Origin of the sequence: Binatus sp. (SeqCode) (genome assembly GCF_035272065.1) — a bacterium.
In the GTDB taxonomy this organism is placed as follows: Bacteria; Desulfobacterota; Binatia; order Binatales; family Binataceae; genus Binatus.
Map to the genome: position 1 here is coordinate 19,164 of NZ_DATEQZ010000109.1, position 11,603 is coordinate 30,766.

12 protein-coding genes are annotated in these 11,603 nt (G+C 63.8%); 3 read left to right on the top strand and 9 right to left on the bottom strand.

Annotated features, from left to right (window positions below):
- Positions 1-17: 17 nt before the first annotated feature.
- The 6 genes from VJX68_RS17460 to VJX68_RS17485 form a co-directional block, all read right to left on the bottom strand.
- Complete coding sequence (locus tag VJX68_RS17460) at positions 18-1,562, bottom strand: UDP-N-acetylmuramoyl-L-alanyl-D-glutamate--2,6-diaminopimelate ligase (RefSeq protein ID WP_324097003.1); 1,545 nt, start codon at positions 1,560-1,562, stop codon at positions 18-20.
- Complete coding sequence (locus tag VJX68_RS17465) at positions 1,559-3,637, bottom strand: penicillin-binding transpeptidase domain-containing protein (protein ID WP_324097004.1); 2,079 nt, start codon at positions 3,635-3,637, stop codon at positions 1,559-1,561. Before VJX68_RS17465 ends, VJX68_RS17460 begins: the two co-directional genes overlap by 4 nt.
- The gene (locus VJX68_RS17470) at positions 3,634-3,921 is read right to left on the bottom strand and encodes a hypothetical protein (RefSeq protein WP_324097005.1); all 288 of its coding nucleotides are present in this window, start codon (positions 3,919-3,921) and stop codon (positions 3,634-3,636) included. The genes VJX68_RS17465 and VJX68_RS17470 overlap by 4 nt, the downstream gene beginning before the upstream one ends.
- On the bottom strand, positions 3,918-4,838 hold the full coding sequence (gene rsmH / locus VJX68_RS17475; protein WP_324097006.1) for a 16S rRNA (cytosine(1402)-N(4))-methyltransferase RsmH: 921 nt from the start codon (positions 4,836-4,838) through the stop codon (positions 3,918-3,920). Before rsmH ends, VJX68_RS17470 begins: the two co-directional genes overlap by 4 nt.
- A 6-nt stretch (positions 4,839-4,844) precedes the next feature.
- The gene (mraZ, locus tag VJX68_RS17480) at positions 4,845-5,294 is read right to left on the bottom strand and encodes a division/cell wall cluster transcriptional repressor MraZ (protein WP_324097007.1); all 450 of its coding nucleotides are present in this window, start codon (positions 5,292-5,294) and stop codon (positions 4,845-4,847) included.
- 137 nt (positions 5,295-5,431) lie between these two features.
- A complete protein-coding gene (locus VJX68_RS17485) occupies positions 5,432-5,662 on the bottom strand; it encodes a hypothetical protein (protein WP_324097008.1) in 231 nt (76 codons plus the stop codon).
- Between VJX68_RS17485 and VJX68_RS17490 the strand changes: the two genes are divergently transcribed.
- The gene (locus VJX68_RS17490) at positions 5,652-6,383 is read left to right on the top strand and encodes a 3-keto-alpha-glucoside-1,2-lyase-like domain-containing protein (RefSeq protein WP_324097009.1); all 732 of its coding nucleotides are present in this window, start codon (positions 5,652-5,654) and stop codon (positions 6,381-6,383) included. The two genes, VJX68_RS17485 and VJX68_RS17490, sit on opposite strands and share 11 nt — an antisense overlap.
- A gap of 72 nt (positions 6,384-6,455) precedes the next feature.
- The gene (locus tag VJX68_RS17495) at positions 6,456-6,701 is read left to right on the top strand and encodes a hypothetical protein (RefSeq protein WP_324097010.1); all 246 of its coding nucleotides are present in this window, start codon (positions 6,456-6,458) and stop codon (positions 6,699-6,701) included.
- A 17-nt stretch (positions 6,702-6,718) separates the two neighbouring features.
- On the opposite strand, the gene VJX68_RS17500 is transcribed toward VJX68_RS17495, so the two are convergent.
- Complete coding sequence (locus VJX68_RS17500; RefSeq protein WP_324097011.1) at positions 6,719-8,557, bottom strand: hypothetical protein; 1,839 nt, start codon at positions 8,555-8,557, stop codon at positions 6,719-6,721.
- A 124-nt stretch (positions 8,558-8,681) separates the two neighbouring features.
- On the opposite strand from VJX68_RS17500, the gene VJX68_RS17505 reads away from it, so the two are divergent.
- Positions 8,682-8,945, top strand: a complete 264-nt coding sequence (locus VJX68_RS17505) for a hypothetical protein (protein ID WP_324097012.1) — start codon at positions 8,682-8,684, stop codon at positions 8,943-8,945.
- A gap of 246 nt (positions 8,946-9,191) precedes the next feature.
- Here the strand turns inward: VJX68_RS17505 and VJX68_RS17510 are convergent, their stop codons facing one another.
- Positions 9,192-9,845, bottom strand: a complete 654-nt coding sequence (locus tag VJX68_RS17510) for a response regulator transcription factor (protein ID WP_324097013.1) — start codon at positions 9,843-9,845, stop codon at positions 9,192-9,194.
- Positions 9,845-11,527 (bottom strand): sensor histidine kinase, encoded by a 1,683-nt coding sequence (locus VJX68_RS17515; RefSeq protein WP_324097014.1) that lies wholly within the window; start codon positions 11,525-11,527, stop codon positions 9,845-9,847. The genes VJX68_RS17510 and VJX68_RS17515 overlap by 1 nt, the downstream gene beginning before the upstream one ends.
- Positions 11,528-11,603: the final 76 nt, after the last annotated feature.

The window sequence follows — 11,603 nt, forward strand, 5'->3', positions numbered from 1 at the left end:
GCGGCGCTCGCCGAGTCTCAACTCTGCCCGCCGCCGAGTTCCGCCGCAATCTCGCGGACCACGACCCGATCGTCGAATGGAAGCACGCGCCCCGCCACCAGTTGATAGTCCTCGTGCCCTTTGCCCGCGATCAAAACCGCGTCGCCCACCGCCGCGAGTCGAAGCGCAATGCCGATGGCCGTGCGGCGATCTGGCTCGACGATATATCCGCCACCGATCGACGCGTCGACAAAGTTTTTCTCACTCGAGATTCGCGTGCGTCCCGTCGCCGTCAAACCCTTCTCGACTTCGGCGATTATCGCCATCGGATCTTCGCTGCGCGGATTGTCTGACGTGAGCACCGGGATATCGGCGAGCCGCCCCGCGATCTCACCCATGATTGGACGCTTGCCGCGGTCGCGATCACCGCCGCATCCGAACACGCAGATGATTCTGCCCGCGCGCAAACGCCGGAGCGCCGTCAGCACCGCCTCGAGCGCGTCGGGCTTGTGCGCGTAATCGACCAGCACCGTGACCCCCGGTTTCGCTTTCGTTGAGACCACTTCGAGCCTGCCGGGGGCCCCTGGGCATCGCCGCACCCCATCCGCCACCGCATCCATATCGACACCCAGGGCCGCCGACAGAGCCGCCGCGCCCAGGATATTGAGCAAGTTGATTTCGCCGATCAGGGGCGATTCGATTTCGATTTTCCTGCCGAGCACCGAGAGCGTCGCGCGAATCCCGCTCAGGTCAGCGTCGAATTTCTCAGGATAAGCATCGAGAGATCGATCCATTCCAAAACTTATTTTCGACCCCTTTACCGACTTGAGCACGCGCCGCCCAAACGGATCATCGCCGCGCACGATCGCGACGGTGTTTGCCCGCCGGCTGTGCGGTAGTATCTCGGTGAACAGGCGCAGCTTCGCCGCGAAGTAGTCCTCCATCCTCGCATGATAATCCAGATGGTCGCGGCCGAGGTTGGTGAACATGCACGCGCGGAAGCTCAACGCGTCGACCCGGCCTTCCGCGATTCCAATCGACGACACCTCCGCCGCCGCGTGACGCACGCCCTCATGCTCCATCTGCGCCAGGGCCGACTCGAAGTCGATCGACTCGGGCGTTGTCAGTCCGCTGTAGATTTTCTTGCGGCCAATGAAAATTCCAATCGTGCCGATGATCCCCGTCGGCATACCGGTCGCTTCTAAAATCGACGCCACGATGTAGCTCGTCGTGGTTTTGCCGCTGGTGCCCGTGATGCCGATCAAATCGACGCGCTCGCTCGGTGCGCCGAAGAAACGCGACGCGGCCGCGCCCATCAGCAGGCGCGGCCGCTCGCTCACCACCAGGGTCGCCGCGGGGCGCGCTGTTCCAACATCCCATCCCCCAACCACCACAGCGCGCGCGCCACGGTTTAATGCATCGTCTATGTTGGTCCGGTTGCGCGTCGTGTCGCGGGCCGTCGAGAAGTACAGATGACCGGGCCTCGTTTGACGCGAGTCGTAGCTGAGGCCCGTGATTTCCACGTTCAGGTCGCCGTCGATTCGACGTACGTCGAGTCCTTCGAGTAATTCACCAAGTTTCACTTTCGCTTGACGGGCGATATCCCGCCGCCACTGAAATACGATGCGGGCATGACGCCCGAATCCGCCGCCGTATCGGCGCCACTGTCCGCGACGATCGGCGCGAGCGTGAGTTTCACCGTCGCATGATTGAGCGGGGCGCCGGCGTCCGGTTCCTGCGCAACGACGTAGCCGCCGCCATGCACATCGACGTTGACGCGCGACACGCGCGCCAACTCCATCGCGCGCCTGAGACTGAGTCCCGCAAAATTCGGCGTCGCGCGCGTTAACTTGGAGCCCGTCAGCACGGGCAAATAGTCATCAGGATCCGCAGCCGTTGCAGCAGGAGTTTTGCCGCTCGAGTCTTTGCCGAAATCCGGCATCGGGATTATGCTGGCGGTATCGTAGGGCTGATTCGGCGCCGTGATGTTCAAATCGCGGACCGCGCCCTGTGCGATTTCACTGAACACCGGCGCCGCTATCAAGCCGCCAAAATGCTCGTGGCCGACATCATACAACGCCACCAGGATCAGCAGCCGCGGATCGTCCGCCGGTAAGAATCCGACGAACGACGACACGTGACGATTCTGATAGTAGGTGCCGTTTTCCGGATTCACCATCTGCGCCGTGCCGGTCTTGCCCGCGACGATAAAGCCGTCAACGCGCGCCTTCGCCGCCGTGCCGCCGTCGGACATGACGACGTTGCGCAGGAGCAGGTTCATCTGATGCGCGATATCGGGCGCAATCGCGCGACGCAGCACCTGCGGTGTATGCGTCAGGATCGCGCGCCCTTCGGCGTCGTAGGCGGCCTTCACCACGTACGGCCGCACGATGTTCCCGCCATTCGCGATTGCCGCGTACGCCACCGCAAGCTGGATCGGCGTGACCGCCACGCCCTGCCCGAAGCCGTGATTGGCGAGATCGATTTCCTTCCACCCGGCAGGCTTGTTCAACAGTCCTGACGCTTCGCCCGGCAGGTCGATTCCCGTGCGCGATCCGATTCCAAAGGCGCGCAGCCCCTCATAGTAGCGCTGCGAGCCGAGCGTCAACGCGATTTTTGCCGCGCCTATATTCGACGACACTTCGATTATCCCGCCGAGGTCGAGCCATCCGTGCGGGCTGTGATCGTGGATCGTGTGCCGGTCGAGGTAGAAGCGCCCGTTCTCGCAGAAAAACTGTTTGTCCGTAGTGATCGCGTGATCGGCCAGCGCGATCGACCCGAGAATCCCCTTCATCGTCGAGCCCGGCTCGAACGCGTCCTCGACCGCCGGGTTATGCAGACGGTCGTGAACGTTGACGCCGTCGGCGGTGACGTTCGCCATCGCCATCACCTCGCCGGTAAATGGATCGAGCACGATTACGCTGCCGCGCTTCGCGCCGCTCGCCTGCACTTCCGCCGCCAGTTCGGTTTCGGCGAGCGATTGGATCGACGAGTCGATCGTCAGCTCGAGTTGCGCGCCCGGCTCCGGCGCCTTGAGCGCCAGCGGGCTGTCGAAAATCGGATGCCCCTGCGCGTCATGGTCGAAGCTCAGCTCGACCGCTTCGCCGCGGGCAATCCTGTCGTACTGCAACTCCAACCCGGAGAGCCCCTGGCCGTCCATCCCCGCCAACCCCACCACCGACGCGGCCAGGTTGCTCTCCGGGTAAAACCTCTTGTACTCGCTGATCGTGCCGACGCCGTCGATTCCCAGCGTTTCCGCGGCCTGCGCCTTGTCGGGCGATATTCGTCGCTCGAGCCATACGAACGGCGCGTCCTTGTTCAGCTTCGATTCGAGCGAAATCGGCATCATCATCAGGATCGCCGCGAGCTTCGACCGCTCGGCCGGAGTGCTCGACTCGAGCACCTTCTTCGGCCGCGCGTAAACCGAGCGCGTCTCGGCCGACAGCGCCAGCGGCTCGCCGTTGCGATCGACGATCGGCCCGCGCACCGCCGCGAGTTCGGTTTCTCCCTTATGCTCATGTTGCGCGAGCGAGTTCAGTCGCGGCCCGTAAAGGGCAACCAGCACCACCAGCCGAATCACCGCGAAACCGAACAATGCCGCCAGCGTGAGCGTGAGTGCCCCGATTCGCGCGCGACGCTGCTTGAACGATGTATTCATGGAAGCATCACCACCTGCCCACGCCCCGGCGGCGCAAGATGATACTGCGGCGCGAGCGCGCGCAGCCTGTCATGCGAGCTGAGTTGCGCGGCGGTCAGGCGCAGCTCGCGATTTTCGTCCTGCAGCTTCGCGATTTCATCGTGCAGCGCCGAGAGCCGATAGCCCTCGCGCGTAGCTTCCAGCCGAATCATCAACGTCGCGAATCCCACCATCGCGATCAGCACGCCCAGCACCGTCGGCAACACCTTCGACGGCCGCCGCGTCGGTTTCACCCGCGCGCTCATTGTATGCTCCGTTCGATGCATCGGACTTTCGCGCTGCGTGCGCGCGGGTTGCGCGAAGTCTCCGACGCTGACGGCTTGATCACCTTGCGCGCGATCGCGGTGTAGTCTCCCACACGCACCAAATCTCGAAAGCGCTCTTTGACCGGACGGTCTTCGAGCGAGTGATACGAGATGACCAGCATCCGGCCGCCCGGATTGAGCAGCGCCGGACCGTCGCGCAGAAGCGCCGCGAGACTTTCCATCTCGTGATTCACCGCAATTCGCAAAGCCTGGAAGGTGCGCGTCGCCGGATGCGCCCCGCCGCGCCGATGGGCTCCCAGAGCCCGCTCGACGACCGCGCGCAACTCGCCCGTCGTCTCGATCGGGCGGCGCCGGCGCGCCTCGACGATCATCCGAGCTATCCGCCGCGACCCGCGCTCTTCGCCGTATGCATAGATGATGCGCGCGAGCTCTTCGGCGCTCTCTTCATTGACGATGTCCCGCGCGCGGAGCGTCTGCCGATCGTCCATCCGCATGTCGAGCGGACCGTCGAGCCGAAATGAAAACCCGCGATTCGGATCGTCGAGCGCGTAGCTGCTCATGCCGAGGTCGGCGAGCATCGCGTCAGCGCCGTCGAAGTGATGACGCTTCATCACGGCCGCGATTTCACCGAAGTCGGCGCGCTCGAGCACGACGCGATCGCCGAACTCCGCCAGCCGGTCGCGCGCGACGGCCAGCGCCGCCGCGTCGCGATCCAGCCCGAGCATCCGCGCCTTCGTGGCGCGGAGCATCGCCTCCGCATGCCCACCCGTCCCAACAGTCACGTCGACGAACGCGAGCGGACCGTGTGCGGACAGCAGCCCGCACACCTCCTCCACCATCACCGGCACATGCCACCGGTCCGCCGCGTCGTCTTCGTCTATCACCGCCAGATTCATCGCACGTCACAGACCCAGCTTCGCAAAAAATTCTGGATCCATAATTTTTTCCTCGGTGGCCTTCAAAACCTTCGCGAGGATCTTCTTGTCCCAAAGTTGAAAATGATCCTGCCGCGCCGAAAATGTGACCTCGCGATCCAGCTTTGCGTAGTCGCGCAGGTTCGTCGGAATCAGGATTCGCCCCTGCCGATCGACGGGCACCTCATGCGCTCCGCCGATGATCAGGGTCTCGAACACTTGCACCAGCGGATCGAATCGCGGCTTGGTCTGCAGCTTCGCGTTGAGCGTGTCCCACTGACTCGGCGGATACAGCGCGAGGCATCGCTCTCCTTCGTGAGGGAAGTTGGTGATATATAGACGATCGTGATTTTCGCGCTGCAGAACCTCGCGAAAGCGAGCCGGGATACTCACCCGCCCCTTCTCATCGATCGAATGGTCAAACCGACCACTAAACACCGGAATCCCTCCCTAGCGCCCCACAACATCCCACTCTATCCCACTACAGTCAAGCAATTCGCGCGTCCTGTGATGCGATAAACTGACTATTGGCTCGATTAGTCAGTAACGAAGAAAAAGCGAAACTGAGATTTGCTCTAGCTATTCTGTGCAAAGCCTGTCTTGAAGATGCTTCGCCGAAAAAACGTCAGCTTGACAGCGACGCCATTCATTGGCGAAACTCGCGCGATTCGATTGTCGATCCACAGAATCAAAATTAATACGAAGTAACTCATCGGGGCAGAGAGAGGATAGATGAAGACGGGAAATTCTTGGCTGCGAAGCGCCGCAGTCGTTGCAGCAGGCTTGGTAATGACGGTGCTTGTCATCAGCCCGGCCGCTTATTCGAAGGGAAAGAAGAAAAAGGCCGAGGTGACGCCCACCGAAACCCAGACGCCGACCCCAACGCCGACCCCTGAAGTTCACGTGTGGAATTTCGATCAGGACAAGGCGGGCGAAGTGCCGTCGGGATGGAAAGCGCTGGAAGGCGATTGGCAGGTGATTGCCGATCCGAGTGCGCCCAGCAAGCCTAATACCTTCGGCTTGCCCGCGGGCCGGCTGCTCAAGTCGCTGACCAGCGCACTCGCGTATTACCCAATGGCAATTCAAACCGATCCGACTGAGTATTCCGACTCTACTCTCGAAGCTCAGTTCAAGTCCGCCGGCGGACGTTTCGATTGCTCCGGCGGTCTCCTCTTCCGTTACGTTGACGACAAAAACTTCTACCTGCTTTCCGCGGGATGCCCCAGCGATTACTTCGCGCTCTCGCGGATGACCAATGGACAGCTGAACACCCTCAAGCAGAGCGTCGTACCGACAGACAAGGACACCTGGTACCGGCTTAAGGTCACGGCTCAGGGTGGACACTTCATGTGTTACGACGACGACAAGATGATCTTTGATTTCGACGACAGCAAAATAGCCAAAGGCAAAGTCGGACTCTGGGCGGCCGACGATTCGCAGGCGCAATTCGACGACCTGAAAATCACGGTCCTCGGCGCAGGCGAAAGCGTGCCCGCCCCCGCTCCTGCCGCGTCTGCGTCGCCGTAGCACCGGCAATCTCGCCGGGCGCCCGAATGACGTAGTTGCATGCGGGCGCCCGGCAACTTACTCTGAACCCTGATGGAAACCACTCAAGAGAAAACGCCCGTCGAGGTTCGCATCGAGCCGCTGCGCGGGCTTCCTCTTATATTGGAAGTTGCCGGCGGGGTCGGCCGCACGCTGGGTCTGACGCTGCTGTGGGGCCTCGAGATCGTCCGCGATTCCTACTTCCGCCTGCTCGATCGTCTCAACGTCCGCCCGCGCCACAAACGCGCCAGCGCGTTTCCTCCCGGCCAGCCAAAGAAACGCACCGCCTCCACCCGTTAGTTGTCCCGCTGTCGGTACTACCGCCGCTCGTCCTCGAGCACCTGCGCCAAATAGCGCGCCAGCTTGTCGTCGAGCACCCGCACGAGGGCGTCGGTTTGCGCGGCCTGCGTGATCTTGAGAAATCCTTCGAGGCGATGTTCCTTGTCGTGAGCCCGAATCAGCCGCGCGATCATGCTTTGCGAGAGCGCGGCCAGCTTTAGTTCGAGGGCGCGGCGAATGCCCTCCATCGCGTCTTCGAGTTCCGCCTGCGGCGACGAAGCGCCGAGCTGAAACCCGCAGCTCGCACATCGCGGCGTCGTCTCGGGCGCGATTGCGTCTCCCAGCTCGCATCGCACGACGCGCGCGCTCAACTCCGCGACCCGCGCGCTGAGATGCGCGCCTTCGGGACGCCCCAGCGCGACGATCGCGTTCAGCCGCGCAAGCGCGTCGAAGTACCGCCGCCCATCACCCACCGCCAGCTCGAGCCGTTCCATCTTCTGGCGCCATTGCGTATGCGCGCCCAGGTAGCACTGCACGTATGTCCATTTGAATTTCTGGAAACGCGCTTCCAGCGCATCGAGACTGCGCGGCGGCCCGGTCAGGATGCGCGGCCCAAGCTCGACCCGGAGCAGTTCGCACTCGGTCTCCAATGAAGCGATCACAGATTGTTGCCAGACATTCTCTCTGAGGGCGGGTTCGTCCGGCGTGGCGCGCAGTCCGGTCGCAGCCAGGTACTCGCGCATCGCGCGCATCCGCGGGATGGATTCGGCCGCGGCAGCCAGAATTTCGTAGGCGCCAGCGATTTGGATGGCCGACGCCAGATACGATCGATCGGCGGCCGCCTCGAGCATCGCGGCCGCGCCCGATTCCGCCAGCGCGATATATTCCGCGATCACCGCGCTGTTCGCCGCGGGCATCTCGAGGTTCGCCTCTCCGAGCGCCGACGCGAGCACCTCGCGCGTGCGGACTGCACGCTCTACCGCAAGCGCCATCGAGGCGTCGAGCCGATTCAGGCGCGCGGCGAGACTCTGGCGGTCGCGCGCCAGCGTAAGCCGCGGATCGAAGCCTTGCGCGAGTACCAGCGCCGCATTGAACGCCGCAAGCTCGGGCGCGCCGGCCGCCTCGGGGTCGAACCGCACCGCGTCGGTCTCGAGACGAATCACGCCCCCGGTGGAAACCTCCAATCGGCGCAACAATTCGCGGACGCCCGGCGCTACCCGCGCATCGGCCGCCGCTCCGCACGCGACGATCGGCACTCGCGCCTTGAGTTCTTCGATCGCGAGCGCCGCGGTTTCGCCGCACACGTTCTCCACTATCAGCGAATCGACGATTTCGCGCGCGAGGTCCTTCTCATAGCCATCGAGACCGGCGACCGTGTCGCGCGCGATCTTCCACGCGGCGCGTCCCGCTTCAGCCAGGTGAACCTTGACCAGCTTTGAGATCTCCGCGTTCATCGTCAGGTCGGGCGGATAGATCAGCCGCGCCGGCAACTCGCCGCCGCTCCCGTCAAAGGTCGACGACACCAACACTTCACGCGCGAGGCGTGACAACGGTACGATCACGGCGCGCTCGGCCCTCGCGCCGTCCGGAATGCGACGGCTGGCTATTGTTCGAAGCGCTTTAAGCGCCGCCGGATGGAACGGGAAGATCGCATCGGGCGCCAACCCCGCCGTATCTATTCCCGCGTATGCGTTGCTGGCGTGAAACTCGGCTTCCTCGACCAGCCGCCGCGCTCGGCGCACCGCAATAGTCGTTTCCTCGTTCGCATCGATCGGCGCCACCGCAAGCGGACGCGTCGCTTCCGGAGCCATCGCGCGGCCGGCAGCGATCACGGTGAACTTCACCTGGCGGAAGGACGCTGCAACCTGTGCCAGCATCGCGAAAAAATCGGCCCCCGCTTCGCAATGCGACGTACCGAAGTCGATCGCGACCGTTACCGCCCTGAGTTCCCGTCCGCCGCGCGGTCTCCAGCCCCACGTTCAACGCGGACGCGCCACGCAGTTGGCGGAAAAGTTCACCCGAGCGCGGGTCGCCGCCGATTTGCTCGGCCAGAACGCTCAGCAGGAACAGCTCGACTTCCCTGCCGTCGAACCGCCCGGCCAGCTCGAGCCCGCACACCAGCCGCCGGGCGTTTTGCGCGTCGAGTGCGCCGGCCCGCCGCTGCAACGCAATTACGTAGTCAAGAAAATGCGTCTTGCCGCATCCCGCCGGTCCACCGATCCAGAACACTCCCCCTTGCGGCCCTTCGAGATGTTCATTGAGTAATTCCCAGGACCGCTCGGCGGCGCGCGTGAACACGTAGCTGGCGACGGTCGAGACACGCGGCGAGGTCTGCAGTTCCAGTCGTTCAGGTGCTGGCGGCTCGAGTTCGAACCAGCGCCGCACGCGCCGTTCTTCTGACTTCGCCCGTTCCATCGGCTGAGACTATCGCAGTAGTCAGCATCACAATGTCACGTTACTCGACGAAAATATGGACTTTGTGTCACTCCGAGAACCAACTCGCCCTTCAAGCTAGTCGAGGCGAATCAGCTTGTGCTTGATCGCGTAGCGCACCATCGCCGCGGTCGAGCGCAGCTCGAGCTTCTGCTTGAGGTTGTCGCGATGCGCCTGCGCGGTCTTGACGCTGATGCCAAGTCGTTGCGCGACCTCCTTGGTAGTCGCGCCCTCGCCTATCAGCTTGAGCACGTCGCGCTCGCGCCGGGTAGGATTTGCCGCGCGGGAGGAGTTCTTCGGGCTGTTGCGCAGCCGCGCGAGTACGATCGGCGCGATTGTCGGGCTCAGATAGCGCCGCCCCGAGTGAACCGCCCGCACCGCGCTGAGCAGCTCGGCCGCCGCGTCGGTCTTTACCACGTAGCCCGCCGCGCCCGCGTCGCCGAGCGCCTCCAACACGTATTCCTCGTCGTCGAATTGACTTAGCATCAGCACCTTGCACGCCGGCGCTTCTTTGGCGATTCGATACGCCGCCGACAGCCCGCCGATTCCCGGCATCCCGATGTCCATCACCACCACATGCGGTTTCAGTTGCGCCGCGAGCGCGACGGCCTGTTCGCCATCCGACGCTTCCGCCACGACCTCGCATTCGGCCGCGAGCACCATCCGGAGCGCCTCGCGCAATATCCGATGGTCATCGGCGAGCAGCACGCGAATCCGTTCGTGACCTTCCATCACGCGGACTCCGGGATTTCGGCGACGACCGCCGTACCGCCCGCATGGGATTCCAACGTCAACCTGCCGCCCATCAACTCGAGCCGCTCGCGCACACCCGCCAGGCCAATGCCCTCGCCCTGGTTGGCGCTGAGACCGCAGCCGTCGTCGGCGACCGAGACGCGCAAAACCGCGTCGTTGCTCTCGATCGTTATTTCTACCGACTTCGCGCGCGCATGCCTGATCACGTTGGACAGCGCCTCGCGCACGACCTGGAAGCACAGTTGCTGTACCGGGCGCGAGATTTTTTCCGCCGTTGCGCCGTGAATCAGATGAAAAAATTTCGCCTTCACGCCCGCGCGGTCCAGCCGCTCGAACTCGCGCTCGATCGCCTGGTCGAGCGATGCGTTCCCAAGCATGGCCGGACGAAGTTCGCGCGTCTTGCGGCGCAACTCCCGCTCGACTTGCTTGAAGATCGAGCGTGCCGCCTCGCGAGGTCCATCGAGTGCAATTTGTGCCGCCGCCAGAAGCTGCGCTTGATCGTCGTGCAGGTCGCGCGCGATCTTGGCGCGCTCCTCGTCGATCGCCGCGAACATTCTGAGCGCAAGCTGACGCACCAGCCGGCTCCGCCGCGCGGCGTCCCGCTCCAACACCCAGCTCGCGGCAAATGGAGCCAGCCGCTCGACGATACCCTCCGCCCTGGCCGCCGATGCGCGCGTGTCGCGTGACGCCAGCGCGATCGCGCCGGCCTCGAACGGGATACACACGTACGAACCACCGAAGATTCTGTCTTCGAAATATTGCCTTGCGTGAGCGACGGCGCCTTCGCCGCGATCGCGCCATCGGGCGATCACGATACGGCGCCGGAAGCTTTCCGCCAGCGCACTGTTCTCACCCAAATCAAATTGTTTGTGGCCGGACGACGATGCGGCCACGATGAACGAGCCGCTGTCGGCGACCGCAACCACCCATTGGTCGAAGCCGGCTCCGTCCGCGACGAGTTGGCCGAAGCGGCGGAACCGCTCGCCCGGTTGCGCACGGCGCGCCGCGACGACTGCCTCATCCAGGTAATTCGCCGCCGCCCGCTCCCGCCCGAGTTCCCGCTTTGCGCCAACCGCCTCGCGCCCATTCTTGGCGCCATGAGTCCGCCAGAACTCGAGTGACGCGCGCGCGGCAGCGAGCGCCATCTCGCCGAAAACGGCGCGCGCGATAAGTTCAACCGATGCCTCGAGTTCGCCGCGGTCGCGATCCGCCCGCGCCACCATCGCGATTCGCACCGCGCTTGCGCCGTCAGTGAACGCCGACGCAGCTAACTGATACTCATCGCTAATTTTTTCGAGCCGCGCGATTGGAGCGACCTCATCCGCGCTCAGCGCTATCCTTTCGATCGATTCGATTGAACCCGGCGCACCACGCGCCCGTTTCCGCCCGCCCGCCGCAATCGCATCAACCAACCGATTCTCGAGTGCAACGAGGATCGCGTTCAGCGCCTCGTCCCATCGCGAGTCTCCCGGCGGCGCGTACACCACATCGCCGGCTCCCGCTCCACCGGATTGAAACGCGATCGCGCATCGCTCGGCCGCGAGTGTGCCGGCGCCAAGCTCTGCGATAGCGACGATCCGATCGCTGAGAGAGGCTCCCCGCGATGGCGGCGGAGGAGCGACAACTGCCAGTCGATTGCGTTTTTTGACAGGGCTTCCCAAAAAATTCCTCTGCCTAACAATGACAGAGGAAAACGCCTGCCCTAAGGAGAGCGCGACCAGATACTGCGCGTCCAGT

What these genes read in the sequence shown, in the direction of transcription:
- VJX68_RS17465 (WP_324097004.1), bottom strand. Translation starts at nt 3,637, where the DNA reads ATGAATACATCGTTCAAGCAGCGTCGCGCGCGAATCGGGGCACTCACG.
- VJX68_RS17470 (WP_324097005.1), bottom strand. Translation starts at nt 3,921, where the DNA reads ATGAGCGCGCGGGTGAAACCGACGCGGCGGCCGTCGAAGGTGTTGCCG.
- rsmH (WP_324097006.1), bottom strand. Translation starts at nt 4,838, where the DNA reads ATGAATCTGGCGGTGATAGACGAAGACGACGCGGCGGACCGGTGGCAT.
- VJX68_RS17485 (WP_324097008.1), bottom strand. Translation starts at nt 5,662, where the DNA reads ATGACAAGCACCGTCATTACCAAGCCTGCTGCAACGACTGCGGCGCTT.
- VJX68_RS17495 (WP_324097010.1), top strand. Translation starts at nt 6,456, where the DNA reads ATGGAAACCACTCAAGAGAAAACGCCCGTCGAGGTTCGCATCGAGCCG.
- VJX68_RS17500 (WP_324097011.1), bottom strand. Translation starts at nt 8,557, where the DNA reads ATGCTGGCACAGGTTGCAGCGTCCTTCCGCCAGGTGAAGTTCACCGTG.
- VJX68_RS17510 (WP_324097013.1), bottom strand. Translation starts at nt 9,845, where the DNA reads ATGGAAGGTCACGAACGGATTCGCGTGCTGCTCGCCGATGACCATCGG.